This is a genomic window from Methylobacillus sp. DLP286 (assembly GCF_056636515.1).
In genome coordinates this window covers 1,182,148-1,208,979 of the sequence record NZ_CM153145.1, presented here as the reverse complement: position 1 = coordinate 1,208,979, position 26,832 = coordinate 1,182,148, and the positions used below count along the sequence as shown (strand labels likewise).

Sequence of the window (26,832 nt, the reverse complement as noted above, 5' to 3'; positions counted from 1 at the left end):
AGGAGACGTATAGATGAAGACCTTGATTAAGCTGGATTTCGACAAGCCAGCCTGGGAGCAGGACGGCCAGATCCATAACCGTTGGCACCCGGATTTGCCGATGGTGGCGATGGTCAAGCCGGGCGACGAGTTCCGTGTCGAATGCATGGACTGGACCGGCGGCCAGATTGGCAACAACGACAGCGCGAACGACATCCGCGATGTCGACCTGCTGCAGGTGCACTACCTGAGCGGGCCGATCGGCGTCGAAGGCGCGGAGCCAGGCGACCTGATGGTGGTGGATATTCTGGATGTGGGCACTTTGCAGGACCAGCAATGGGGCTTCAACGGCTTGTTTGCCAAGGAAAATGGCGGCGGCTTCCTGACCGACCACTATCCCGACGCCTCCAAGAGTATCTGGGATTTTCACGGCATCTATACGACTTCCCGCCATGTGCCCAACGTCAAGTTCGCCGGCATCATGCACCCGGGTCTGATCGGCTGCCTGCCATCCCGCGAGTTGCTGGACACATGGAACAAGCGCGAGGCGGACCTGATCGCCACTGATCCCGACCGAGTGCCCGCGCTGGCATTGCCGCCGAACGAAACCGGCGCCGTCATGGGCCGGTTGAAGGGCGAGGAAGCCAAGGCTGCCGCGCAGGAAGGCGCACGTACCGTGCCGCCGCGCGACCACGGCGGCAACTGCGACATCAAAAACCTGACCAAGGGCTCGAAGATTTTCTTCCCGGTCTACGTCAAGGACGGCGGCCTGTCCATGGGCGACCTGCACTTCTCGCAGGGCGATGGCGAAATCACGTTCTGCGGCGCGATCGAGATGGCCGGCTACCTTGATATCAAGGTCAGCCTGATCAAGGACGGCGTCAAGAAATACGGCATCAAGAACCCATTGTTCCAGCCTAGCCCGTTGACGCCCAACTACCGCGACTTCCTCGTGTTCGAGGGCATCTCGGTCGACGAGCAGGGCAAGCAGCACTACCTCGACGTGCACATCGCCTACCGCCAGGCTTGCCTTAACGCCATCGAGTACCTGAAGAAGTTCGGCTACAGCGGCGAGCAGGCCGTGGCGATCCTCGGCACTGCGCCGGTGGAAGGCCATATCAGCGGCGTGGTGGATATTCCGAATGCCTGCGCCACCTTGTGGCTGCCGACCGAGATATTCGATTTCGACCTGAAGCCGAATGCGGATGGCCCGAAGAAGATCATTACCGGCACCGCGGATGTCGCCAAGACATCCTGAACAGCGTTTCTTGATTGACGATTTGAAAGCATAAGGGGAAGAGCCATGCCTATGTATGAATACCGATGCGACGAATGCGGCGTGTTTTCCGCACTGGGGAAAATGAGCACATCCAGCGAGCCTACGATCTGTCCGGATTGCGGCGAGTTGAGCGAGCGCATTCTCTCGGCGCCGCGTCTGGCCGTCATGGGCAAGGCTCAACGAAGTGCGCATGAACGCAACGAAAAATCTGCCCATGAACCCCGGTCTACCCGCCGCTCCAGCTGCGGATGTTCCGGGAGTCATACCTGCGGTTCATCCTCCACTTCGAAGCAGTCCACTCAGGGAAAAGAGAAAGGAAGCCTATTGCAGATGCAAACGAAGAAAACCGCCCGCCCCTGGATGCTGGGGCATTAGGGATGTCCAGCGTTGCGCGATAGCGGCGCCTTGCCGTACTTGTTCGTACTGTCTGCGTCGGCGCGCCTTGCTCTCACACAATGCTGAACATCCTCGGTAGTTAAGTTAATTGAACACCCCACTTTTTTAGTTTTTTCAGGAGAATTCTGATGAGTAAGACAAATCGACGCCAGTTCATCACCAAGACAGGCGCCCTGATGGGGGCAATGCTCGCAGCAGGCATTATTTCCGGCAGCGCTTATGCGGCCGACTTCCCGACAGCCAAGGTCAACACCACCAAGCTGGCGGTGACCGATACGACAGTCAAGGTCGGCATCCTGCATTCGTCCACCGGCACCATGGCGATCAGCGAAACCGGTTCCATCCAGGCCGAGAAGCTGGCGATCGCCCAGATCAACGCCATGGGCGGCGTATTGGGCCGCAAGATCGAAGTGATCCAGGAAGACGGCGCCAGCGATTGGCCGACTTTCGCCGAAAAGTCCAAGAAGTTGCTGGAAAAAGACAAGGTAGCCGCAGTGTTCGGCTGCTGGACTTCAGCTTCACGCAAGGCGGTGTTGCCAGTGTTCGAGAAAGACAACGGCCTGCTGTTCTATCCGACTTTCTATGAAGGCCTGGAGCAATCCAAGAACGTGTTCTACACCGGCCAGGAAGCCACGCAGCAAATCCTCGCTGGCCTGGACTGGATCGCCAAGGAAAAGAAGGCCAAAACTTTTTACCTGATCGGTTCCGACTACATCTGGCCGCGTACTTCCATGAAGATCGCCCGCAAGCACATCGAGAACAAGCTCGGCGGCAAGGTGGTGGGTGAAGAGTACATCGCGCTGGGCGACACTCAGTTCGGTTCGGTCATCAACAAGATCAAGCTGAAGAAGCCTGACGTGATCTATGCAGCGGTTGTGGGCGGCAGTAACGTGGCATGGTTCAAGCAGTTGAACGCCGCTGGCCTCAACTCCAAGAAGCAGAACATGCTGACCATCTCCGTGACCGAGGACGAAGTCCTGGGCATCGGCGGCGAGAACCTCGAAGGCTTCTACTCCGCGATGAAGTACTTCCAGACCTTGAAGAACCCGAACAACGAGAAGTTCGTTGCCGAGTTCAAGAAGATGTGGGGCCCCAAGGCTGTGATCGGCGACGTGACACAGGCTGCCTACCTCGGCCCATGGCTGTGGAAGGCTGCGGTCGAGCGTGCCGGCAGCTTCGATGTGGACAAGGCAGCTGCAGCATTGCCTGGCTACGAGTTCAAGGAAGCACCAGAAGGCTACGTCAAGGTTGATCCTAACCATCACTTGGAAAGCAAGCTGCGTGTAGGCAAGTGGCGTGCTGACGGCCAGGCGGACGTGGTTTACGAGTCCGAGCTGATCAAGCCTGATCCGTTCCCAAAAGGTTATCAATAATCAGCTAGCGCTGACAATGCAAGAACCCGTGACAGCCCCTTATGGGGTTGTTACGGCGTGCAGTACCGGAATTTAAATCTGTAAGTAAAAGGCTGGAGGCCGATTATGTTTGATTATTCAATGGCAGAGATAGGCAATATCGTTGTCATGCAGGCTTTCTCCGGATTGAGCCTGTTCAGCGTTCTTCTCCTGATGGCACTTGGCCTGGCGATCATCTTCGGGCAAATGGGCGTGATCAATATGGCCCATGGCGAATTCATGGCGATAGGCGCCTATACCACCGTGTTTCTTTCCCGGGTGGCCGAGACTTACGGAATCGTCAATTACTACTTCCTGTTTGCGATCATCGCCGCGTTCATTGTGGCGTTCATCATCGGTTATATCGTCGAGTTCGCCCTGATAAGGCACTTGTACAAACGGCCTCTCGATACCTTGCTTGCCACCTGGGGCTTGAGCCTGGTGATGCAGCAGATTTTCCGTTCCACCTTCGGCGCCAAGGAGGTCAGCGCCGTGCTGCCAGAATGGCTCATGGGCTCCTTCCAGCCGACGCCTGACATCGATATCCCGATCAACGGGGTGTTCGTGCTCGGTCTGGCATTGGTGGTCACCGTAGGCGTCTTTATCTTCATGTTCCGTTCCCGCTGGGGCCTGCGCGTGCGCGCCACGGTGCAGAACCGCGTGATGGCGGGTGCCGTCGGCATCAATACCAAGAAGGTCGACCGCGTGACCTTTGCGCTGGGCTGCGGTATCGCCGGCGTGGCTGGTGCGGCGTTCACGACGATCGCTTCCACCGGCCCGACGACAGGCTCGCTCTACATCGTCGACAGCTTCATGGTCGTCGTGTTCGGCGGCGCGGCCAGCGTATTAGGCACGATCGCTTCCGCCTTCGGCATCGCCCAGGCGCAATCCATCCTGCAGTTCTTCATGACCAGCTCCATGGGCAAGGTCGCGACCCTGATGGTGATCGTCGGCATCCTCATGATGCGTCCGGAAGGCCTGTTTGCATCCAAAGTACGTAAGTAAGGGGAACAACATGAATGAAACATTAAGCAAAATACTAGGCGGAAAGCAGGGGGCCATCGGCCTCGGCATCCTCGCCGCGTTCATCCTGGTGGTGCTGCCGCTGGGCCTGGACCCCTTCCGCCTTGGATTGGTCGGCAAATACCTGACGTACGCCTTCGTCGCGGTCAGCCTGGTGCTGCTGTGGGGTAACGGCGGCATCCTGAGCCTGGGTCAGGGCATCTTCTTCGGCCTAGGCGGCTACGCGATGGCGATGTTCCTCAAGCTCGAAGCATCCGACCCGGTCAGCACCGCGATCCAGTCCACGCCCGGCATCCCCGACTTCATGGACTGGAACCAGCTCACGGCCTTGCCATGGTTCTGGGAGCCGTTCAAGAGCTTGCCGCTGACTATCATCACAATCCTGGTGGTGCCTACGCTGTTCGCCTTCATCATCGGTTATGCGATGTTCAAGCGCCGTGTCGGCGGCGTGTATTTCGCGATCATCACCCAGGCGATTGCACTGATCCTGTCCATCCTCATCATCGGCCAGCAGGGCTATACCGGCGGCGTGAACGGAATCACCGATCTCAAAACCGTGCTGGGCTGGGATATCCGGACCGAGAACGCCAAGTATGTGCTGTATTACCTCAATGCCGCGCTGCTGATCGGCTGCATCCTGCTCTCCCGCTATGTCCTCAGCAGCAAGTTCGGCATGCTGCTGCTGGCGATGCGCGACAAGGAAGAGCGCGTGCGCTTCTCGGGTTACGACGTGTCCAACTTCAAGATTTTCATCTTCTGCCTGTCTGCCCTGATTTCGGCGATCGGCGGCGCGATGTTCACCTTGCAGGTCGGCTTCATGTCGCCATCCTTCATCGGCATCGTGCCTTCGATCGAGATGGTGATCTTCGCAGCAGTGGGCGGGCGCATGTCGCTGATCGGCGCAGTGTACGGCACCTTGCTGGTCAACTTCGGCAAGACCATGTTCTCGGAAACCTATCCGGAACTGTGGCTGTTCCTGATGGGCGGCCTGTTCATCGCCGTGGTGATGTTCTTCCCCAACGGCCTTGCCGGTATCTACGACAAGTATGCGAAGAAGGTGCCTTTCCTGCGCAAATTGTCGGAAGAAACGCCCAAGGCCAAAAAGGCTGAAGCTGTACCAGCTGCGCCGATTGAAACCAAGGAAGTGGGGGTAAAAGCATGAGTAATACCGATTTCGTACTGGCTGTCGAGGACCTGACCGTGTCGTTCGACGGTTTCAAGGCAGTCGACAAGCTCAATATGTACATCGACAAGAACGAGTTGCGCGTGGTGATCGGGCCCAACGGCGCGGGCAAGACCACGGTGCTGGACCTGATCTGTGGCAAGACCAAATCCACCGAGGGTTCGATCAAGTTCAAGAACCGCGAGTTGACCAAGCTTTCCGAGCACGAGATCGTGCGCGCCGGGGTAGGCCGCAAGTTCCAGACGCCGTCGATCTACGAGAACCTTACGGTGTACCAGAACCTGGAAGTGTCCTATCCCAAGGGCCGCGGCGTGTTCGGCAGCCTGTTCTTCAAGCGCAGCGATGCCGTGGTGGAGCAGGTGCACAAGATCGCCAAGGAAATCATGATGGAAGACATCCTGGGCATGGAAGCGGCGCTGCTGAGCCACGGCCAGAAACAATGGCTGGAAATCGGCATGCTGCTGATGCAGGAGCCGGAGCTGTTGATGCTGGATGAGCCTGTGGCGGGCATGAGCGCAAAGGAGCGCGACCAGACCGCTGAGCTGCTCAACCGCATCTGCCAGAACCGCTCCGTGATCGTGATCGAGCACGACATGGAATTCGTCAAGAAGATCGCGCACAAGGTGACCGTGTTGCACCAGGGCAAGATTCTTGCCGAAGGTGCGATGGACAAGGTGCAGGCCAACGAAAAAGTGATTGAGGTCTATCTGGGCCATTAACGCATGAAAGATGCGGCACTGGCTGACTAGGCCAGTGCCGCCAGCCCGGACAATGAAAGGATAGAAAATGATTGAGATTGAAGACCTGACAGTCAGCTACGGACAAAGCGAAGTCATCCACGGCATCAGCTTTAGTGCTGCCAAAAACGAAACACTGGCTATCATGGGCCGCAACGGTATGGGCAAGACCACCTTGTTCAAGTCGTTGATGGGCATCCTGCCGAGCAAGAGCAAGAAGGCCAGCGTGGACGGCGTAGACATTAACGGCAGTGAAACTTTCCAGCGCGTGCAAAAAGGCCTGGCCTATGTACCGCAGGGTCGCATGATTTTCCCGACCATGACTGTGCAGGAAAACATCGAGACCGGCTTAGAGAAGTCCAAATCCCGCCAGATTCCCGAGGACATCTATGCCTTGTTCCCGGTGCTTTACGACATGCGCAACCGCAAAGGGGGCAACCTTTCCGGCGGCCAGCAGCAGCAATTGGCGATTGCCCGCGCATTGGTGACCAACCCCAAGGTGTTGCTGCTGGATGAGCCGACCGAAGGCATTCAGCCGTCCATCATCAAGGATATTGCCAAGGTGCTGAATGAAATCCGCAAGATGCGCGAGATCACCATCATCGTGTCCGAGCAGGTGCTGAGCTTCACCATGGAGATCGCGGACCGCATCATCGTCATCGACAAGGGCAACTTCATCCATGAGAACAAGCGCAGCGAGGTGGATGCGGCAAAAATCAAGGGCTACCTCTCGGTCTGAGTGGAACAATCAACAAGGTCTGCTGGCGGCGTTGCGCCTCCTTGCCGTACTCATACGTACTGTCTGCGTCGGCGCGCCTTGCCAGCACCGTTTCACTGACCTTCTTGATTGTTCTTACATGCCAGGAGGGCAATTGTAATTATTTATGATGCTGGCGTTTTTATGGCAGGATGCTGCCGATGGATGACTCACAAACAAAAACGGCGGCATGGACGGATAAGCGCTGGCAGGCGTTGCTGGGGCTTGATTTTGCAGCCAGGGCAGGGCGGACGACGCTGGTAGGCAAGCGCCACCAAGGGCCGCTGGTGGTGCAGAAAATGCTCTACCCGGAAGGAGACGAGGTCTGCCACGGCATCATCATCCATCCGCCGGGCGGCGTCGCGGGCGGTGACCAATTGCAATTGGTCGCAACCTTGGGAGCATCAGCTAAAGCCTTGTTGACTACGCCGGGCGCCGGCAAATGGTACAAGGCCAACCAATTGAGCGCGTGCCAGGAAATACGGTTCCAGTTGGCGGCCAATAGCTGTCTTGAATGGCTGCCGCAGGAAAACATCTTGTTCGACGGCAGCGATGTGCGCTTCAGCAGCGAGATTGATCTTGCAGAAAACGCAGTGTTCTGTGGCTGGGACATCATGTGCTTTGGCCGCCAGGCGCGGGGCGAGCAATGGAACGAGGGTGAGTTGCGCCAGGTGATGCAAGTGCGGCGTGAAGGGCGCTTGATCTGGAACGAGCGATTGTTTGCCCAGCCGCAAAGCCTGGTGATGCGTTCCGGTATCGGCTTGAAAGGCATGCCGGTCAATGGCAGCCTGGTGGTGGCCGCAGGGGCTGTGCCTGTGGATATTATCGAAGCCTGCCGGGCGATCGAGGCCCGCGGCGATGCGCATTACGGCGTGACTGCCTTGCCGGAGATATTTTCGGCGCGTTATATTGGCCGTTCCTCGGAAGCTGCGCGGGAATACTTCGAGCGGCTCTGGCAAGTGCTGCGGCCGTGGTATGCTGCGCGCCCTGCCGTCAGGCCCCGGATATGGAATACCTGACTGCATCACATTGAAACGATGAAGAAGAACTGTCTATGGAATTAAGCCCAAGAGAAAAAGACAAGCTGCTGATCTTTACCGCGGCCTTGCTGGCGGAGCGGCGCAAGGCGCGCGGTCTCAAGCTCAACTATCCCGAGTCGATTGCATTCATCAGCGCCGCCATCATGGAAGGCGCGCGCGACGGCAAGACGGTGGCTGAATTGATGGGGTACGGCGCGACGCTGCTGACGCGCGAGGATGTGATGGAGGGCGTGCCGGAGATGATTCCGGAGATACAGGTGGAGGCGACGTTTCCGGATGGGACCAAGCTAGTCACCGTCCACCAACCGATTCCTTGAGGTCGTGTTTCACAATCCATCGCTAGCGGCGTTGCGCTTCCTTGCCGTACTCATCCGTACTGTCTGCGTCGGCGCGCCTTGCTAGCAATGGATTGTGAAGCACTCAGGACAGTGTGAAATTGAAAAAAGTAAATGAGCGCGACTGGAGCAATACACATGATCCCAGGTGAAATGAAAATAGACGCAGGCGAAATCCTGCTCAACGACGGGCGCGAGACGGTGACGTTGGAGGTGGCGAATACGGGCGACCGGCCTGTCCAGGTGGGTTCGCATTACCATTTTTACGAGACCAATGAGGCGCTGTCGTTTGAGCGGCAACTGGCCTATGGCTTCCGCCTCGATATTGCCGCAGGCACGGCGGTGCGTTTCGAGCCGGGGCAGAGCCGCACGGTGCAATTGGTTGCTTTGGCCGGAGATCGCAAAGTGTATGGATTCGCTGGCAAGGTGATGGGAGCGCTGAAATGAGTGTGAAAATCGACAAACGCGCCTATGCCGAAATGTTCGGCCCCACGGTGGGCGACCGCGTGCGCCTGGCTGACACCGAGCTGTGGCTGGAGGTGGAGAAGGATTACACCATCTACGGCGAGGAGGTGAAGTTCGGCGGCGGCAAGGTAATCCGCGACGGCATGGGGCAAGGCCAGGGCGTGGCGAGCGAGGTGGCGGATACGGTGATTACCAATGCGTTGATCGTCGACCATTGGGGCATCGTCAAGGCCGATATCGGCATCAAGGGCGGCTATATTTCCGCCATCGGCAAGGCGGGCAATCCCGACATCCAGCCCGGCGTGGAGATTGCCATCGGCGCGGGCACCGAGGTGATCGCGGGCGAGGGCATGATCGTCACCGCGGGCGGCATCGACACCCATATCCATTTCATCTGCCCGCAGCAGATCGAGGAGGCGCTGATGTCAGGCGTTACCACCATGATAGGCGGCGGCACCGGCCCAGCGACCGGCACGTTTGCCACTACCTGTACCCCCGGCCCCTGGCATATCCACCGCATGCTGCAATCGGCGGATGCCTTCCCGATGAACCTGGGTTTTCTTGGCAAGGGCAACGCCAGCCTGCCGCAGCCGTTGCGCGAACAGGTCGAGGCGGGCGTGGTCGGGCTCAAGCTGCATGAGGACTGGGGCACGACGCCGGCCGCGATCGACAATTGCCTGAGCATTGCCGAGGAAATGGACGTGCAGGTGGCGATCCATTCCGACACCCTCAACGAATCCGGTTTCGTCGAGACCACGCTGGGTGCGTTCAAGGGCCGCACCATCCATACCTTCCATACCGAAGGCGCGGGAGGCGGCCATGCGCCGGACATCATCCGCGCGGCGGGGCATCCCAATGTGTTGCCATCGTCCACCAACCCGACCCGGCCTTTCACCATCAACACCATAGACGAGCATCTCGACATGCTCATGGTCTGCCATCACCTCGACCCGGCAATTGCCGAGGATGTGGCGTTCGCCGAGAGCCGCATCCGCCGCGAAACGATTGCGGCAGAGGATATCCTGCACGATCTTGGCGCGTTCGCCATGATGTCTTCCGACTCGCAGGCCATGGGCCGCGTGGGCGAGGTGGTGATCCGCACCTGGCAGACCGCGCATAAGATGAAGGTGCAGCGCGGCCCATTGCCTGAAGACAGCGCGCGCAACGACAATTTCCGCATCAAGCGATACATTGCCAAATACACGATCAACCCTGCATTGACGCACGGCATCGCCCATGTCGTCGGTTCGGTCGAAGTCGGCAAGCTGGCCGACCTCGTGCTCTGGCGACCGGCTTTCTTCGGCGTCAAGCCTTCGACCATCCTCAAGGGCGGCATGATCGCGGCTGCCGTGATGGGCGACGCCAATGCCTCTATCCCGACGCCGCAGCCCGTGCATTACCGTCCAATGTTCGGTTCCTATGGCGGTGCGTTGCAGACCTCGGTGACTTTTGTTTCGCAGGCGGCGTTGAGCAACCCGGAAGTTGCGGCATTGAACCTGAAGAAACCGTTGGTGGCGGTCAAGGGCACGCGTGGCGTCAGAAAGTCGGATATGGTGCACAACGGTTGGATGCCCGAGATTGACGTGGACCCTGAAACGTATGAAGTGCGTGCCGATGGCATGGTGCTGAGCTGTGAGCCGGCGGAGGTGCTGCCCCTGGCCCAACGCTACTTCCTGTTTTGACGCGCACTCAATAAAGCGACCCCGACGTTGTTGCTTTGCCTTGCCGTACTAGCTGTACTGTCTGCGACAAAGCGCCTAGTCAGAATCGCTTTGTTGAGCGCTTGTAGTCCTTATTTTAAGAGTTTAAAGACATGATGCTGGAATTTGAATGTTAGGAATCAGCAAGAAAATAGAGAGTGCCAGCCGGGTTGACGACCAGCTAGTGCTGCCGTTCGACCGCAGGCAGAAAAGCCGCTTGCGTGTGGAGCTGGCTTCGGGCACTGAGGCGGCGTTGCTGCTGGAGCGTGGCACGGTGTTGCGCGGCGGGGATTTGCTGCAGGCCGAGGACGGGCGTGTGGTGCAGGTGGTCGCGGCGGATGAGCCGGTATTGCGGGTGACGGCAGCGACGCCGCGCGAATTGGCGCGGGCGGCCTACCACCTGGGCAACCGCCATGTGCCGCTTGAGGTCGGCGATGGCTGGCTGCGTCTGGAGCAGGACCATGTGTTGCAGGAGATGCTGCTCGGGCTGGGCGTGCAGGTGGAAGGGCAGATGGCGCCGTTCGAGCCGGAGGCCGGCGCGTATGGCGGCGGGCACCGCCACCATCATGACGATGATGCGCCTTCGATCCGCCAGCCGGCGCGCTTGAGGACGCATGAGTAAATCCAGCTCATTGGTGCGCTTGCTGCAACTGGCAAGCCCGATGCTGCCCGTTGGGGCTTATAGCTATTCGCAGGGGCTGGAGTGGGGCATCGAGTCGGGCGAAGTGCATGACCTGGCAAGCGCCCAGGCCTGGATAGGCGACGTATTACGGGTGTATCAGGGCGGTTTCGAACTGCCGCTGCTGAGCCGGTTTTACCGTGCATGGCAGCGTGGCGACGCTGAGGCATTGAACGAATGGAACGCGTTTTACCTGGCTGGGCGCGACAACGCAGAGGCCTTGGCCGAGAGCAAGCAGATGGGGTATTCGCTCAAGCGCTTGTTGCTGGAGTTTCATGATTTGCCCGATAGCTGGATGGCGATGCTGGAGGCTTTGCCTACAGCTTCTTTTCCTGTGTTGTACGCGGGCATTAGCCAGGTTTGGGGCATCGACGAGCAGGATGCCTTGCAGGCGTATGCCTGGTCCTGGCTGGAAAACCAGGCCAGCGCGGCGATGAAGGCGGCGCCGTTGGGTCAGGTGGCGGGGCAGAAGATATTGTTGGGAGTGGCGGAGAAAATTCCTCTGTTGGTGGAGGCTGCGATGCGGATGCAGGATCACGAGATCAGTAATTTTTGTCCTGCGTTGACCATTGCGGGTTGTAGGCATGAGACGCAGTACAGCAGGTTGTTTAGGTCATGAAGCGAGTTTCATGGCGAGATGATGGGTTTCGCCCCTGACGGGCGAATCACTTTCCTTTGCTTCGCCAAAGGAAAGTAACCAAAGGAAAGGCGACCCAATTGTCTGCGACCCGGAACGTTGTTCCGGGCAACCTGCGTTGCTCGTGCCGGATGGGTCTTGCTGAACTCGCTGCGCTCAGACAGACGCAAGCCCTGGTCCATCTGTCACTTGCGCTACTCGGCGCAGCCAGACGGGGAGGGTTGGGCGGGTGGCGAGCCTTTTGCTTGTAGATAGTTACCGTGTCGAGCTTTGTTGTTTTTGAATGATTTTAAATATTGGATCAAGTAATGCAGATTAAGGAACCTTTACGCGTCGGCATCGGCGGCCCGGTTGGGTCGGGCAAGACGGCGCTGACGTTGGCCTTGTGCCAGCGCTTGCGCGATGTGTACAACATCGCGGTGGTGACCAACGACATCTACACGCGGGAGGACGCCGAGTTCCTCACGCGCAACGAGGCGTTGGCGCCGGAGCGCATCATCGGGGTGGAGACGGGCGGCTGCCCGCACACGGCGATCCGCGAGGATGCCTCGATGAACCTTGAGGCGGTGGCGCAGTTGAGCGAGCGCTTCAATCCGCTGGACATCGTGTTTGTCGAGAGCGGCGGCGACAACCTCGCGGCGACGTTCAGTCCGGAGCTTTCCGACCTGACGATCTACGTGATCGACGTCGCGGCAGGCGAGAAGATTCCGCGCAAGGGCGGGCCAGGCATCACCAAGTCCGATTTGCTGGTGATCAACAAGATCGACCTGGCGCCGCTGGTGGGCGCCTCGCTTGAGGTGATGGACCGCGATGCGCGCAAGATGCGCGGCGAGCGGCCATTCATCTTCACCAACCTCAAGAGCGGGCAGGGCCTGGAAGAGATTGTTGGTTTTATCGAGAAACAAGGGTTGATGCTCTAGCAAGCCAAAAAATAAGGAAAACATATGAAAATTCTCCGTCTCGCAGCACTGGGCCTGTTGGCATTCTCTCCGTTGGCTTTGGCGCATCCCGGGCACGAAGCCCAAGGCTTGCTGGCCGGCTTCATGCATCCGCTCACCGGGCTGGACCACTTGCTGGTCATGCTCGCTGTCGGCTTATGGGCCGGACGGATCGGCGGCGCGGCGCGCTGGCAGCTTCCTGTCACTTTTGTTGCCGTCATGGCGCTGGGCGCCGTTATCGGCATGGCGGGATACCGCCTGCCCGCGATCGAGACGCTGCTGGCCGCGAGCGTGATGGCGCTGGGGGCATTGCTTGTCATCAGCCTGCGCCTACCACGGGCGCTGCAAGCCGGGCTGGTCGCCTTGTTCGCCCTGTTCCATGGCATTGCCCATGGCAGCGAGCTGGCTGCGGATCAAAGCTTGGCGGTGATGTTCGGCATGCTGGCCGCAACCGCGCTGCTGCATATGCTCGGCCTGGCATTGTCCAGCCGCCGCTTGCGGCTTCCTGGTTTGGTGCATTCAATTTTTGGATGCACCATGATGGTGCTAGGCGCATGGTTGTTGGCAAGCTGATTATCGCCATGGACGTATGCCCGGTTGATTAGCCGGACAATAGAGGGAATATGGTTTTCTAGTGCCTGACTGGCTTGAAACTTGCTGCATTGATGGCAGGCATTAACGGAGAACAACACGGCTGCATGACGGCGATTGACTATCAGGCGGGGGCAAGCGGGGGCGTTGGCGAGGTGATGGAACCCACGCAGCGCATCGTCAAGGTGCGCCGCGACTACAACACCTGGGTGGTCAACGAGACGCTGGAGGATTATGCGCTCAGATTCACGCCGCGCTCCTTCCGCAAGTGGTCGATCTTCCGCGTCGCCAATACCGCGTTCGGCGCGATTTCCTTCCTGGTATTGGAGGCGATCGGCGGCACGCTGGCCGTCAATTACGGCTTCACCAACGCTTTCTGGGCCATTCTGGCCATCGGGCTGGTGATCTTCATGACCGGGCTGCCGATCAGCTATTACGCGGCCAAGTTCGGTCTGGACATGGACCTGCTCACGCGCGGCGCGGGCTTCGGCTACATCGGCTCCACCATCTCCTCGTTCGTCTACGCCTCGTTCACTTTCATCCTGTTCGCGCTCGAGGCGGCCATCATGGCCTATGCGCTGGAGCTGTATTTCGACCTGCCGCTCTACATCGGCTACCTGGTGAGCGCGCTGGTGATCGTGCCGCTGGTGACCCACGGCGTCACCCTGGTCAGCCGCATCCAGATGATCACCCAGCCGGTCTGGCTGTTCCTGCTCGCATTGCCTTACGTGTTCATCATCTACAAGGACCCCGGCGTGCTCGGCCGCCTGGGCGAGTTCGCGGGCAAGTCTGGCTACGACAGCGACTTCAACCTGTTGATGTTCGGCACGGCGATGGCGGTCGGTATGGCCTTGATCCCGCAGATCGGCGAGCAGGTGGATTTCTTGCGCTTCATGCCGGAAAAGACGCGCAAGAACCGCTTCCGCTGGCACCTGGGCGTGTTGGTGGCGGGGCCGGGCTGGATATCGCTCGGCATGCTCAAGATGCTGGGCGGCGCCTTGCTGGCCTACTTGGCGGTGGAAGGCGCCAGGTCTTTCGAGCAGGCGGTCAATCCCAACCAGATGTACATGGCCGGCTTCAGCCAGGTGTTCTCGAACCCCGAAGTCGTGCTGGCGGTGACGGTGTTCTTCGTGGTGATCTCGCAGATAAAGGTCAACATGACCAATGCCTATGCCGGTTCTCTCGCGTGGTCGAATTTCTTCGCTCGCCTCACGCACAGCCACCCGGGTCGCGTGGTGTGGGTGGTGTTCAACGCCATGATCGCGATCATCCTTATGGAAATGGACGTGTTCCAGGCGCTGGAGCAGGTGCTGGGCCTGTATTCCAATATCGCCATTTCCTGGATCACGGCGGTGGTGGCCGACCTCGTCATCAACAAGCCGCTGGGCCTGAGCCCCAAGGGCATCGAGTTCCGCCGCGCCTACCTTTACGACATCAACCCGGTCGGCGTCGGGGCGATGGTGATCGCCTCGCTGCTGTCGGTGGCCGCGTTCTTCGGCGTATTCGGCGTCGAGGCGGAAGCGTTCTCGGCCTTGATCGCGCTCGGCACCGCGCTGGTGGTTTCCCCGTTGATCGCCTGGCTGACCAAGGGCAGGTACTACATCGCGCGCCGGCCGGTGAGCTACCAGCCGGTGAGCGGCGTGCAGCGCTGCAGCATCTGCGAGAAGCAGTACGAGGTCGACGACATGGCGCATTGCCCGGCCTACCAGGGCGCGATCTGCTCGCTATGCTGCTCGCTGGACGCGCGCTGCAACGATATCTGCAAGCCGCACGGCCGCATCGAGTACCAATGGCAGCGCGTGATGCGGCGGGTGCTGCCGGAGAGCTGGGTCGAGGTGATGCAGAGCGGCCTGGGGCATTACCTGCTGCTGATGGCGGTGACGCTGGCGTTCCTCAGCGCCTTGTTCGGACTGATCTATTTCCATGAATCGCTCACCTTCACGGGCGAGAAGGAAGTCCTGCTGCCCGAGCTCAGGCTGGGCTACTTCAAGGTCTTCGCCGCGCTTGCGTTCGCGAGCGGCATCATTGTCTGGTGGATCGTGCTGACCTCGGAGAGCCGGCGCGTGGCGCAGGAGGAGTCCAACCGCCAGACCAATTTGCTGCAGCGCGAGATTACCCTGCATCGGCAGACTGACGCCGAACTGCAGCGCGCGCGCCAGGTCGCGGAACAGGCCAACCAGGCCAAGAGCCGCTACATCACGGGCATCAGCCATGAGTTGCGCACGCCGCTCAATAGTATCCTCGGCTATGCCCAGCTGCTGGACAACGACCCCAGCATCCCGGAGAGCCGCCACCAGTCGATCCGCGTGATCCGCCGCAGCGGCGAGCATTTGCTGTCCCTGATCGAGGGCACGCTGGACATCGCGCGCATCGAGAGCGGCAAGCTAACGTTCGACCTGCGCCTGGTGCGTTTCCCCGAATTCATCCAGCAGCTCGTGAGCATGTTCGAGCTACAGGCGCACAACAAGGGCATCGGCTTCCATTACGAACTGCATGGCGATTTGCCCAAGGTGGTGCGCATCGACCAGAAGCGCCTGAGCCAGATCCTCATCAACATCCTCGGCAACGCCGTGAAGTTCACGCGCCAGGGCGGCGTTTCGTTCAAGCTGCGCTATGCGCGCGAAATGCTCAATATCAGCATCGAGGATACCGGCCCGGGCATTGCGCCCGAGGAGATCGAGAAAGTGTTCGAGCCGTTTGCGCGCGGTTCGGCCGCCGCCAACAGCAATATCGGCGGCACCGGCCTCGGCCTCACCATCAGCAAGATGCTGACCGAGCTCATGGGCGGCCAGCTCACGGTGCGCAGCACGCCGGGGCAGGGCAGCCAGTTCAATATCCGCCTATTCCTATCGCAGGTGCGGGTGGCTGAAGAGATCGAGAACGCCTCCATGCCCATGCCGCTGGCCTACAAAGGCCCGCGCCGGCGCATATTGGTGGTGGACAACGAGCAGGTGGACAGGGAGCTGCTCAAGAATATCCTGCAGCCCCTGGGCTTCGAGGTGGCGGAGGCGGCGAGCGGGCGGGAGTGCTTGCAGGTCTACACCGAGTTCAAGCCCAACGTCATCCTTATGGACCTTGCCATGCCGGACATGGACGGCTGGGAGGCGAGCTACATGATACGCAAGGTGCACCAGTCCGACGTGCCGATCGCGATTGTGTCGGCCAATGCGTTCGACAAGGGCCTGGAAAACACAGCAGGCATCCCGGCTTCGGATTTCATCGTCAAGCCGGTGAACGTGATGGAGCTGCTGCGCTGGATCGGCGAGCAGCTCAAGCTGGAATGGGTGACCGAGGTGGGCGACGCGGTTGCCGATGCGGGCATTGCCGTCGCTTCCGGGGCTAATAATGCGGTGGAAGCGCCGTCCAGGGAGCAGCGGGACGAATTGATGGCCTTGATCAAGGTGGGCTACGTGCGGGGCATCACGCGTAAGCTGGACGAGATCGGCCAGGACGACCGGTATGGGACTTTTGTTGCGGCGATGCGCCAGCTGTCGCAGCAGTTCGAACTTGAAGCAATGCAGAAAATGTTGGAAGAAGTGAATGATGGAGGCTAGAAAAGACACCGCGGTCGTGCTGATCGTGGACGACGTGCCGGATAACCTGGCCGTGCTGCACGATGCGCTGGACGAATCCGGCTACATGGTGCTGGTGGCCAACAACGGCGAGACCGCGCTCAGGCGCGCGGAAGAGGCGCGCCCCGACATCATCTTGCTGGATGCGATTATGCCGGGGCTGGATGGTTTCGAGGTCTGCGCCAGACTCAAGGCCAACCTCAACACCCGCCATATTCCGGTGATCTTCATGACTGGGCTCACCGAGTCCGAGCACGTGGTGGCAGGCTTCGCCGCCGGCGGCACCGATTACGTCACCAAGCCCATCCGCACTGCCGAAGTCCTGGCGCGCATCAGCACCCACTTGCAGGCGTCGCGCCAGATGCATCAGGCGCGCGGCGCCCTCGATGCCTTCGGACAGGCGGCCATCGCCGTATTGCCCGCGAGCGGCCGCATCGTCTGGCAGACACCCCTGGCGCGGGACTGGATGCAACGGTATTTCAGCACCAGCGAGGCCGATGCCGAAACGCACACGCCGCAGCCCTTGCTCAAATGGCTAGTCAGCCTGAAAGCCAGCGGCGCCGAAGCCAACCCGCTGACCGTGGTGCAAGGCAGCGGCCGCCTGATCTTCTCCCTGGCCGACCTCAATACCGAGGAGCAATGGGTCATCATCCTCAGGGAAGAGTCCGACGCCGCCCAGATCGAAGCCCTGATGCAAACCTTCGGCCTGACCCAGCGCGAATCCGAGGTGCTCTACTGGGCAATCAAGGGCAAGACCAACCGCGACATCGGCGACATCCTCGGCACCAGCCCGCGCACCGTCAACAAGCACATGGAGCACGTCTTCGCCAAGCTGGGCGTTGAAACCCGCACCGCGGCCGCAGCACTCGCCACCAGCAAGATGCGCAACCTCAAGGCGGGCTGACGGCCAGACTTGGAGAGCGGCTAACAAAATTCAGCGAAGCGATGCTGGCTAGGCGCCCTACCGCAGGCAGTACAAGCAGTACGGCCAGGCAGGGCAACAACGCCAGCAGGATTTTGTGGCAGCGCTTAGGCCGCCTGTTCCAGCATATCCCCTGTCTCCGCATTGGATGCGGCGGCATGCGAATTCACCTGCTGCGCCGCTTCGCTGATGCGCGTGATCAGGTTGACGGCCGATAGCAGGATCAGCAGGTTCTCGCCTTTTTCCGTCATCACCTTGGCAATGCCTTCGGCCGGGATGTTGATGGTCGCGAAAAAGGCCGACAGCGGCTCGATCGCGTTGGGGGCGATGGCGGGGATTTCTCCCAGCGCGCTCACCAGCAGGCCGAACTTGGGCAGCTTGGGGCCGGCCTGGACAATGACGATCTGCTTGTCCTGCTCGGGCGGCTGGAAGTCTATGCCGGTCAGACGGGCGAGGTTGAGCACCGGCACGACGTTGTCCTCATGCTTGAGCATGCCTTCCAGTACCGACGAGGTGTCGGGCAACGGCTTGATGTTGTTGGCCTGTACCGCTTCGACAATGTGCGAGGCGGGCAGGCCGAGCCAGTGCTTGCCGATGTAGAAGGTGGCGTATTCCTCGGCATCCGCGGCGGCGGCCTGGTTGCTCGCCGGCTTGAACTGGTTATGCTGCAGCAGGTTTTCCGAATCTATCATGGCATTGATGTCCGCAGCCTTGCCCAGCGGGATGAAGATCAGCGCGGTCACGTGGTTCTTGTAGCTGTCGCCATCGCCTTTGTATTCACGGTACCCGGCCGATGCGCGCGCGCCCACGGCATAGTAGTTGCCGTTGTAGAGCGCGATATCGAAGCCGGTGCTTCCCGGCGTCAGCTTGCACAGCTCCGGATGCACGGAGAAGTGGCTGCCGACGGCAAAATCGCGCGAGGTGGATGAGATCACGCGCAGTTTCTCATCGACGTAGAGCGTGAAGCTGCCTTTGACGGCATTGTTGTCAGCGCCGCGGGGCAGGGCGTCCGCGAGCATGGCGGAAAACTGCGGCGTGCTGTCGAACACGATGCCGATGCCGCCCACGGTCTGCTCCTGGTGGCGGATGGCGGCGGCATAGATGTAGGTGGGTTGGTTGCCATAGAGCGGGCTGGGCTCGAAATCGGACACGACGTAGTCTTGCGAATGGCGCAATTGCAATGCTGCCTTGACCCAGTCGGCGGTGATGGTTTCGCCCACCTGCCGCTGGTAGGCCGGGTTGGAGGCCGCCACGATACAGCCGTGGCGGTCGAAGACGACCAGGTTGGAGTACACCGTGTAGGCCTTGTTGATGTAGACCAGCACCTTGGTGATTGCATTTTTCTCCTGCATGCTGAGTTCCGGCTGGGACAGCAGGCGCTGGAACGTCGCGGTCAATGCCCACCAGCGGCAGTCGTTGGCGCGCTCGTACAGGTTGCGGTCCATGATATCCACCGCCAGCGAGGCGAAAAAGCGCGAGTTTTCCAGCATGACGGCCACCACGGTCTGGTAGAGGTCGGCCACCGTCTTTTCCACCACGTTCTGCGTCTTGAAGCCGGTATTGCTGATTTCCCACAACAGCATCTTGGAGAAGTTGTTCTGTTGCGCGTTGTGGCTTGCATCGCGCTTTTGCCAGATATTGCCGTTCCATACCGACTGGTTGAGCTTGCTCTGGATGGTGGCGGCCTGTTTGGGAATGCCCAGTAATGTCGCCGAGAATAATAGCGGGCTGCGCATGACTTTCTTCAGCAGCTTGCTGTCGATGCCGGCGATGATGTTGGCGACATTGTCCTCGAAAGCATGCTCGAGCGGGATCATCACATGGCCGCGCCAGCCCGGGCCCATATAGCCCTGGTAGCCTTTGGTTTCACGCGTGACGGCAAGATAGAGCCTGCCGGCGAAGCGCGTGAGTATCCAGTCCTGGCCCTGGGCATGCTCCAACGGCGCGCCCAGCGGGATCTGGTAGTGGTCGCTGCTGGCGACGACCCGGTCATTCTCGTCCAGCAGTAAGCCCACGCACCATTCGTTCTTGCGGATCAGGTCCTTGAAGATGCCGTCCATTTCATTTTCAAACTTGAAGCAGAGGCAGAGCACGCCCAGCGCGTCGTCGCTGTCGTCGTGGCATACCCTGCGGGCATAGATCAGGCTGGCATCCTGCCCGGGCGATAAGTCGCTGTGACGGAATACCTCGATATAGGGTTCGTCGGAATGCAGGGCTTCCTTGATCAAGGGGTCGTGCGATTGCCTGGCCGGGTTGTCCTCATCCAGTTGCACCAAAATGTTGCCTCCTGCATCAAGCAGGATCACATTGAAGTACACCGAGTACTTCTGGACATACTCGCTGAAGCGTTCGCGCAGCAGCATGTAGTCATCCTCGTCGGCGCTGCCCGCGAGGTGCTTGTCGAGGAAGTTGCTGAGATTGTCGTCGGTGGAAAGAAAGCCGATATCCGCCGTGCGCTCGAACAGGTTGCGCACCACGATATCCACCGCCACCTGGGCCTTCGCCGTGATCGCTGTGATGGTCTTGTTCAGGGTTTCCCTGGCCAGGCTGTCCAGCACGTCGGTCGTGACCTTGCCGAAGGCCTGGCGCGTCTCGCTCATGTCAGTGCCCGTGCCGGAAAGCTGGCTGAGCAGGGAGAGATTGTCCCATGTGCTCTGCAACTGCTGCAACGATTCGCGATAGCGGTTGAGGCTGCTCATGCTTTGCGTCATGGCAGGGATATTGTGGTTTGCGGTGGTCATGCTTTGCTTTCTTGTAGTGATGCCTGTTTCCAGATCAGCAATTATCATGCCCGCTGTTACGGCCCGGATTGGCCCTTGATTTCTCCCGAAGCTGAAAGTGCGCTTAGCCAGGGAGTAGGCAAATGTATTGTACGAACGTACAATATGCCGATGCAGGTGAAACAGAAACTCGAAATCCTGGCCGATGCCGCCAAATACGACGCCTCGTGCGCCTCCAGCGGCACCGAGCGGCGCGACTCGCGGGACGGCAAGGGCATAGGCTCGACCACGGGCACGGGGATTTGCCACAGCTACGCGCCAGACGGCCGCTGCATTTCCCTGTTGAAGATATTGCTCACCAATTTTTGCCTGTACGACTGCGTCTACTGCGTCAACCGGGTAAGCAGCAATGTGCAGCGGGCGCGCTTCAGCATAGACGAAGTGGTGCAGCTGACGCTGGCGTTTTACCGCCGCAACTACATCGAGGGCCTGTTCCTGAGCTCGGGCATCATCCAGAGCCCGGACTACACCATGGAGCAGGTGGTCGAGGTGGCGCGCATCCTGCGCGAGGAGCATGGTTTCCGCGGATACATCCACCTGAAAACCATCCCGGATGCCGCCCCGGAATTGCTGGCGAGCGCAGGGCGCTATGCGGACCGGCTGAGCATCAATATCGAGCTGCCGACGGCGGCAAGCCTGTCCGCGCTGGCGCCGGAAAAGGACGGCGCGGCCATCCGCATGTCGATGGCGCGGCTGCGCGAACGCATTGACGCCGGGAAGGACAAGACCGCCAGCGGCAAGCGCCCGCCGAAATTCTCCCCGGGCGGACAAAGCACGCAAATGATCGTCGGGGCGGATGCCACGGACGACAGGACGATACTCAGCGCCAGCGCCGAGCTGTATGGGCGCTACCGCTTGCGGCGCGTCTACTATTCCGCGTTCAGCCCCATCCCCGATGCGAGCCCGGCATTGCCGTTGCAGTCGCCGCCGCTGGCGCGGGAGCACAGGCTGTACCAGGCGGACTGGCTGATGCGCTTCTATGGGTTCGAGCCGAATGAAATCATCACCGGCGAACAAGGCATGCTGGCGCTGGACATGGACCCCAAGACGGCATGGGCGCTGCGGAACCGCGCCATGTTTCCCGTCGACCTCAACCGCGCGCCCAAGTCCACGCTGCTGCGCGTGCCGGGCCTGGGGGTGCGCAACGTGCAGCGCATCCTGGCAGCCCGCCGCGTGCGCGCGGTGCGGCTGGACGACCTGGTGCGCATGCATGCCCCGATCAACCGCATGCTGCCGTTTATCCAGTTGCCGGACCATCATCCCGGCGCGACGCTGGATGCCGCCAGCCTGTCGACGCGGCTCAAGGACACGCGTACAGCCCCGCAGCAGCTGGGATTGTTCATGTAAAGCACTGCCGGCGTCATATGCACAACGTTTATCTCCAGGATGAAACCGATATCGAAGGCTGGCGCGCCGCGGCGCGGCGGCTGGTCTCCCAAGGCGTCGCGCCGCAGGATGTGGACTGGTACGTGAGGCCGGCCGCAGATGATGTGGTTCAGGAAGATTTTCTGGCGATGGCGGATGATGCAGCGAACCCGGCTGGCGATCAATTTTGCGTTGCCGCTCAGGGAAAAGCCGATATTGTGCCGTCAGCCATGCCAGACGGGCAGCAGCCGTCTGGCGACAGCGTGCGCCTGATGGTGCCGCGCCAATTCGTCGAGCTGGTGCGCCCGGTGATCCTGCACCGGGCGCCGGAACGCTTTGGCTTGCTTTACCGGGCGCTATGGCGCTTGCAGCGGGAGCGTGGCCTGATGAGGCTGGCAGGGGATCCTGATATTGCCCGCCTCAACGCCATGGTCAAGGCGGTGCGGCGCGACATGCACAAAATGACGGCGTTCGTCCGGTTCCGCGAGGCCATGGTGGAGGGCCGGCCGCGCTATCTGGCCTGGTTCGAGCCGGAGCACCACATCATGGCGGCGATCGCGCCTTTCTTCATCGGGCGTTTCGCCGCGATGGACTGGACCATCATGAGCCCGCGCATGGGCATGCGCTGGGACGGCGACACGCTGCATTTCCTGCCCGGAGGCAAGCCAGAGGCGCTGCCAGCGGAGGATGCCGGCGAAGTGCTGTGGCTGAGCTACTACCGGTATATATTCAACCCCGCGCGCCTCAAGCTCAAGGCCATGCAAAAGGAAATGCCGAAAAAATATTGGCACAACCTGCCCGAGGCTGAGCTGATCGCGTCATTGATCGCAGGCGCTGGAACGCGCACGCAGGCGATGCTGGAAAGGGCGCCCGAGCCGCCCAGGCGCAAGGTCGTCGGCTATCGGCGAAAGCCGCGGCGTCCGGATATCGCTAGCGGAAACGAATAACGGCATTCAGCATGCGATAGAGAGCCGGTAAAGCAGCAAATGTCGTGGCTGGCATTTTTCGTGCTTTTGCTCGGGTAACCCGCAAACCGCGAACAACCATAAGAAGCCGCCATGCAAATATTCCTGTTCCCGCTATCCGCTTTTTTCTGCCTTTACTTTCTTGGTCTCCCAGCAGTATCCGCAGGCGATGGCTCATCCCAGGCGCAGGCCATGGATAGCGTGTGGGTGGCGATTTCCGGCGCGCTGGTGTTCATGATGCAGGCGGGGTTCGCCATGCTGGAGAGCGGCATGGCGCGCGCCAAGAACGCTGTGAATGTGATGATGAAGAACTACATGGATCTGGCGGTCGGGGCGTTGTTGTTCTGGCTGGTGGGATACGGCCTGATGTTCGGCGGCAACTCCAGCGGCTGGATCGGCACCGATCATTTCGCCTTGGCCTACGGCGACGACTGGAACGCCAGCATGCTGTTTTTCCAGTTGATGTTCGCGGCGACGGCAGCGACCATCGTGAGCGGCGCCATGGCCGAGCGCACGAGTTTCGTCGCCTACCTGCTGGGGGCTTGCGGCATCATGGCCTTGATCTACCCGGTGTTCGGCAGCTGGGCCTGGAATGAGCATGGCTGGCTCAGGCAGATGGGCTTCATCGATTTTGCCGGCTCCACAGTGGTGCATTCGGTCGGGGCATGGTGCGCGTTGGCGGGCATCATGGTGCTTGGCCCCAGGCTGGGGCGTTTCGGCAGCAAGGGCGAGGTGCACATGATCCCGGGGCATAACCTCAGCCTGGTGGCGATGGGCGGCTTCCTGCTCTGGTTCGGCTGGTTCGGCTTCAACGGCGGCAGCACGCTGGCGGCAGGCAGCGAGATCGGCCCGATTCTCTTGAATACGCATATGGCCGGCGCCGCAGGGGCGGTGGGCGCATTGCTGACTGCGCTGGCCATGCGCCAGCCGGTACTGATGGCCTACGTGGTCAACGGCAGCCTGGGCGGGCTGGTGGCGATTACCGCAGGTTGCGCCAGCATGGATGTGCCGTATGCGGTACTGACCGGTTTCGTGGGCGGGATCGTCACGATGTTCGGGGTATGGGCGCTGGAAAAATTAAGACTGGATGACGTGGTGGGCGCGGTGGCCGTGCATGGCTTCAGCGGCGTATGGGGCACGATTGCGGCCGGCTTGTTCCTCAAGGGCAATATGTTCGACCTCAACCAGGTCATCGTGCAGCTGATCGGGGTGGCCGTGGCTTTTGTCTGGGTTTTCCCTTGTGCGTTGCTGATGTACGGGGTGCTGGCCCGCACCATAGGCTTGCGCGTCAGCACCATGCACGAACAGCGCGGGCTGGACATCACTGAGCACGGCGAGGTGGGCTATCCCGAGTTCAACCGCGATGCCGCCTACCAGCGCGAACATGTCCAGCAGCTCAACCGGCTCTGAGTCGATCTATGGATATCGTGTTACGCCGCCGCGCAATCCTTACCGGGCTCAGGCCATTCCTCAGCGATGAGGAGTTGCTGCCTGCGGTGGCGTTATGGGAGCGAGAGTATGCCGGGCAGCCAGTATTTGCCCTGAGCAGGTTCATCGCGAAATGCTGCACACGGCCGGCGCTCAAGGCGCAACGCGGCCAGATGCTGCGTGCCGTGATCGGCGCCATGGAGTTGCCGGAGAGACAATTGCTGCCGGACCCGGGCGCCCGGGAGGGCGATGCGGCAACGGCGCAACGCACGACAAGCCTAAGCGCAGATGATAAAACCAGTATGTTCACCGTCCTGCTCCAAGCCATGCTATTGCTTATTGAGCCTGCATTGCAGGGTGCGGTTCGCAACCGCCTGTTGCAGCAGCTCGACAAGCAAAAGTTTGAAGGCGTGCGCCAGCAGGTATTGCAGGAGTGGCTGGCAGGCCATAATGCCACGCTGACCCACAGCTACAGCCTCGACCTGCTGCGGTCGTTCATCAACCAGGCTTATGTCGCGATGTGCGAAGCCCTGGGGCCGGTCAAGGCTGACCAGCTATTGGCGCAGGCGATCCGCCAGGCCGAGATACAAGGGCATCACCTGAGTTTTCGGGTGCATGATTTGTTGTAAGAGCCTGTTCACGATCTTTTCAAAGGGTACGTTGCCCCGGCAGGGTAGGTGATGCAAGGCGCAAACCGCAGACGTGCTGATTGCCCGGCGAGGATTTGCAACGCAGCAGCGGCTGCGCTGCCGGGGCAACCCGAAGGGCATGGCCCCAACACGCGCCCGCTCTGCGTTGCAGTCCTTGGCAAGGCAATGAGCATTACCTGCGGACTGCGCCTTGATCGGATACGTCCTGGAGCCATGCGTGCCCTATGAAAAGATCGTGAACAGGCTCTAGAGCTAATAAAAAAGGGAGCAATTGCTCCCTGTTCAATGCAATCAATCGCTCTTACTTCACGCGGTTCTTGTATTCCAATGTGCGGGTATCGATTTCGATCTTGTCGCCGATGTCACAGAACAATGGCACTGGCAATTCGAAGCCGGTGTTGATCTTAGCCGGCTTCATTACCTTGCCGGAAGTGTCGCCCTTGACGGCCGGCTCGGTGTAGGTGATTTCGCGTACGACGGAGTTCGGCAACTCGACGGAGATGGGCTTGCCGTTGTAGAACACCACTTCGCACTCCATGCCGTCTTCCAGGAACTTGAGCGCGTCTTCCATGGTTTCAGCTTCAACTTCGTACTGGTTGTATTCCGCGTCCATGAACACGTACATGGGGTCGGCGAAATAGGAGTAGGTCACTTCCTTCTTTTCCAGCACCACCACGTCGAACTTGTCATCGGCCTTGTATACCGCTTCGCTCGGGGACTCGGTGAGCAGATTCTTGAATTTCATCTTGACCACGGAGGAGTTGCGGCCCGATTTGCTGTATTCGGCCTTCAGCACGACCATGGGATCGTTGCCTACCATAAATACGTTGCCTACGCGAAGTTCCTGAGCTGTTTTCATGTGATGTCCTGGGACTTAAAAAGGGTAAAGTGTAAAAAGTCGCGCATTATACCCGAAAATCAAAAAAATTTCTTACAGTAAATCACCAGCTTAGCGGCCAAGCCGGTTTCTTTTGCACATGCCTGGGCATAGTTCTGCGCCTGCCGCTGCCAGCCGGGCAGGGCGGTGAGCAGCGCTTGCCAGGCTGAGGAAGTGAAGCCATACCGGTTCCAAGCGCGATGGGCCGCCATGATGTGTACAGTCAAGTCTGACGGACTATCTTGACAATAGCGTTGCAGGAAGGCCTCCAGCTTGACGAGGTGGGCATCCTCCGCTTGCAGATAGGGCTGCCAGATCATGGGCTTGCCTGCCCATAGTGCCCTGACCCAGCTGTCTTCGCCGCGCACGAAGTTGAGATCGCAAGCCCAGAGCAACTGGTCATAGCGGTCCTGCGGGAGAAATGGGACGGTGGCGATTCTGAGTCCGCCTTGATTCTCCCTCTCTTCCAGCCAATGCATGGCCTGGTCGGCGACAGGGCCGTGGGGAATAATGCAGAGGACCGGTTTATCCGCTTCCGCCATGGCCTCCAGCAACGAGTCCACCGGCGCATGCGGGTAGCAGAACAGGCTGACGGTATAGGCATGCTGCGGCATGATGCCCAGGCTCTGCCAGAAGGCTGCCTGCAAGGCCGGGCTCTGCTGGAAGCGCGTGCGTTCTGCCAGCAGGCGGCCTTCGCGCAGCAATCCGCCGGAGGCCGGGCTGAACCCGGGAAAGAAGAAGTGCTTGGTCAAGCCAAGCTGCGGGTGCGGGGAAGGCCGGGCGTGAAAGTCGTCCACCCATTGTTCCGCGCTCAGGTATTCCAGGTTGACCCATACCGGCCGGGCATCCTGCATGGCGCGCAGGTAGGGTGCCGGCAATGCGCAGCCGAATGCTTCGATCACGACATCGGCAACATCCGCTTGCGGGAATGGCGCAGTCCAGTGGCGGATTTCCACTCCCGCGGTTTCTTGCGACGCCAGTTCCGGGTCCAATCCCTGGACCAGCTTGGCGGCGATTTGGGGCCGGTCTATCCACAGCCTGACTTTTATTCCGTGCTCGTGCGCCAATTGCCTGGCCAGACGCCAGCAGACGCCGATGTCGCCGTAGTTGTCGACGATGCTGCAAAAGATGTCCCAGCGCATG

Annotated in this window: 24 protein-coding genes; 21 read left to right on the top strand and 3 right to left on the bottom strand. The window is 60.1% G+C overall.

The annotated features are described in order from the left end of the window. The first annotated feature begins 13 nt into the window (after positions 1 to 13). From fmdA to ACWXTG_RS05720, 17 genes are all read left to right on the top strand, one after another. Positions 14 to 1,237 (top strand): formamidase, encoded by a 1,224-nt coding sequence (fmdA, locus tag ACWXTG_RS05800; protein ID WP_309565607.1) that lies wholly within the window; start codon positions 14 to 16, stop codon positions 1,235 to 1,237. Between the two features lie 45 nt (positions 1,238 to 1,282). Continuing rightward, positions 1,283 to 1,633, top strand: coding sequence for an FmdB family zinc ribbon protein (locus tag ACWXTG_RS05795; protein WP_407993709.1), 351 nt, complete (start codon positions 1,283 to 1,285; stop codon positions 1,631 to 1,633). Between the two features lie 149 nt (positions 1,634 to 1,782). Then, entirely contained in the window at positions 1,783 to 3,027 is a 1,245-nt protein-coding gene (gene urtA / locus ACWXTG_RS05790; RefSeq protein ID WP_309565605.1) for an urea ABC transporter substrate-binding protein, read from the top strand. 105 nt (positions 3,028 to 3,132) lie between these two features. Next, positions 3,133 to 4,050, top strand: coding sequence for an urea ABC transporter permease subunit UrtB (gene urtB / locus ACWXTG_RS05785; protein WP_309565604.1), 918 nt, complete (start codon positions 3,133 to 3,135; stop codon positions 4,048 to 4,050). 10 nt (positions 4,051 to 4,060) lie between these two features. Continuing rightward, positions 4,061 to 5,230 (top strand): urea ABC transporter permease subunit UrtC, encoded by a 1,170-nt coding sequence (gene urtC / locus ACWXTG_RS05780; RefSeq protein WP_480221030.1) that lies wholly within the window; start codon positions 4,061 to 4,063, stop codon positions 5,228 to 5,230. Then, entirely contained in the window at positions 5,227 to 5,970 is a 744-nt protein-coding gene (gene urtD, locus ACWXTG_RS05775; protein WP_309565602.1) for an urea ABC transporter ATP-binding protein UrtD, read from the top strand. The genes urtC and urtD overlap by 4 nt, the downstream gene beginning before the upstream one ends. A gap of 67 nt (positions 5,971 to 6,037) precedes the next feature. Further along, a complete protein-coding gene (gene urtE, locus ACWXTG_RS05770; protein WP_230347545.1) occupies positions 6,038 to 6,727 on the top strand; it encodes an urea ABC transporter ATP-binding subunit UrtE in 690 nt (229 codons plus the stop codon). A gap of 179 nt (positions 6,728 to 6,906) precedes the next feature. Then, positions 6,907 to 7,764: an urease accessory protein UreD gene (locus ACWXTG_RS05765; RefSeq protein ID WP_480221029.1), complete on the top strand. Its 858-nt coding sequence runs from the start codon at positions 6,907 to 6,909 to the stop codon at positions 7,762 to 7,764. A 35-nt stretch (positions 7,765 to 7,799) separates the two neighbouring features. After that, positions 7,800 to 8,102: an urease subunit gamma gene (ureA, locus tag ACWXTG_RS05760; RefSeq protein WP_309565599.1), complete on the top strand. Its 303-nt coding sequence runs from the start codon at positions 7,800 to 7,802 to the stop codon at positions 8,100 to 8,102. A gap of 156 nt (positions 8,103 to 8,258) precedes the next feature. Continuing rightward, positions 8,259 to 8,567 carry an urease subunit beta gene (locus ACWXTG_RS05755; RefSeq protein ID WP_480221028.1) on the top strand — a complete coding sequence of 103 codons (309 nt, stop codon included), beginning with the start codon at positions 8,259 to 8,261 and terminating at the stop codon, positions 8,565 to 8,567. Continuing rightward, entirely contained in the window at positions 8,564 to 10,267 is a 1,704-nt protein-coding gene (ureC, locus tag ACWXTG_RS05750) for an urease subunit alpha (protein WP_480221027.1), read from the top strand. The genes ACWXTG_RS05755 and ureC overlap by 4 nt, the downstream gene beginning before the upstream one ends. Before the next feature lie 148 nt (positions 10,268 to 10,415). Next, positions 10,416 to 10,907: an urease accessory protein UreE gene (gene ureE, locus ACWXTG_RS05745; protein WP_480221026.1), complete on the top strand. Its 492-nt coding sequence runs from the start codon at positions 10,416 to 10,418 to the stop codon at positions 10,905 to 10,907. Continuing rightward, positions 10,900 to 11,583 (top strand): urease accessory protein UreF, encoded by a 684-nt coding sequence (locus ACWXTG_RS05740; protein ID WP_480221025.1) that lies wholly within the window; start codon positions 10,900 to 10,902, stop codon positions 11,581 to 11,583. The genes ureE and ACWXTG_RS05740 overlap by 8 nt, the downstream gene beginning before the upstream one ends. A 326-nt stretch (positions 11,584 to 11,909) precedes the next feature. Then, positions 11,910 to 12,521: an urease accessory protein UreG gene (ureG, locus tag ACWXTG_RS05735; protein WP_480221024.1), complete on the top strand. Its 612-nt coding sequence runs from the start codon at positions 11,910 to 11,912 to the stop codon at positions 12,519 to 12,521. Positions 12,522 to 12,545: 24 nt separating this feature from the next. Then, positions 12,546 to 13,112, top strand: a complete 567-nt coding sequence (locus ACWXTG_RS05730; protein ID WP_480221023.1) for a HupE/UreJ family protein — start codon at positions 12,546 to 12,548, stop codon at positions 13,110 to 13,112. A gap of 125 nt (positions 13,113 to 13,237) precedes the next feature. Continuing rightward, the gene (locus ACWXTG_RS05725; protein ID WP_480221215.1) at positions 13,238 to 16,684 is read left to right on the top strand and encodes a hybrid sensor histidine kinase/response regulator; all 3,447 of its coding nucleotides are present in this window, start codon (positions 13,238 to 13,240) and stop codon (positions 16,682 to 16,684) included. Further along, complete coding sequence (locus ACWXTG_RS05720; RefSeq protein ID WP_480221022.1) at positions 16,671 to 17,606, top strand: response regulator; 936 nt, start codon at positions 16,671 to 16,673, stop codon at positions 17,604 to 17,606. Before ACWXTG_RS05725 ends, ACWXTG_RS05720 begins: the two co-directional genes overlap by 14 nt. A gap of 125 nt (positions 17,607 to 17,731) precedes the next feature. Here ACWXTG_RS05720 and ACWXTG_RS05715 read toward each other — a convergent pair whose 3' ends face one another. After that, a complete protein-coding gene (locus ACWXTG_RS05715) occupies positions 17,732 to 20,365 on the bottom strand; it encodes a chemotaxis protein CheW (protein WP_480221021.1) in 2,634 nt (877 codons plus the stop codon). 150 nt (positions 20,366 to 20,515) lie between these two features. On the opposite strand from ACWXTG_RS05715, the gene ACWXTG_RS05710 reads away from it, so the two are divergent. The 4 genes from ACWXTG_RS05710 to ACWXTG_RS05695 all read left to right on the top strand — a co-directional run bounded on the left by ACWXTG_RS05710 (position 20,516) and on the right by ACWXTG_RS05695 (position 24,791). Next, the gene (locus ACWXTG_RS05710; protein ID WP_480221020.1) at positions 20,516 to 21,751 is read left to right on the top strand and encodes a putative DNA modification/repair radical SAM protein; all 1,236 of its coding nucleotides are present in this window, start codon (positions 20,516 to 20,518) and stop codon (positions 21,749 to 21,751) included. 17 nt (positions 21,752 to 21,768) lie between these two features. Then, positions 21,769 to 22,716 (top strand): TIGR03915 family putative DNA repair protein, encoded by a 948-nt coding sequence (locus ACWXTG_RS05705; protein ID WP_480221019.1) that lies wholly within the window; start codon positions 21,769 to 21,771, stop codon positions 22,714 to 22,716. Between the two features lie 210 nt (positions 22,717 to 22,926). Continuing rightward, positions 22,927 to 24,144, top strand: coding sequence for an ammonium transporter (locus tag ACWXTG_RS05700; protein ID WP_480221018.1), 1,218 nt, complete (start codon positions 22,927 to 22,929; stop codon positions 24,142 to 24,144). Between the two features lie 8 nt (positions 24,145 to 24,152). Further along, positions 24,153 to 24,791, top strand: a complete 639-nt coding sequence (locus tag ACWXTG_RS05695; RefSeq protein ID WP_480221017.1) for a hypothetical protein — start codon at positions 24,153 to 24,155, stop codon at positions 24,789 to 24,791. 322 nt (positions 24,792 to 25,113) lie between these two features. Here ACWXTG_RS05695 and efp read toward each other — a convergent pair whose 3' ends face one another. Together efp and earP are read right to left on the bottom strand one after the other, a co-directional pair. After that, positions 25,114 to 25,671: an elongation factor P gene (efp, locus tag ACWXTG_RS05690; RefSeq protein WP_089374702.1), complete on the bottom strand. Its 558-nt coding sequence runs from the start codon at positions 25,669 to 25,671 to the stop codon at positions 25,114 to 25,116. 59 nt (positions 25,672 to 25,730) lie between these two features. Then, positions 25,731 to 26,831: an elongation factor P maturation arginine rhamnosyltransferase EarP gene (gene earP, locus ACWXTG_RS05685; RefSeq protein WP_480221016.1), complete on the bottom strand. Its 1,101-nt coding sequence runs from the start codon at positions 26,829 to 26,831 to the stop codon at positions 25,731 to 25,733. Position 26,832: the final 1 nt, after the last annotated feature.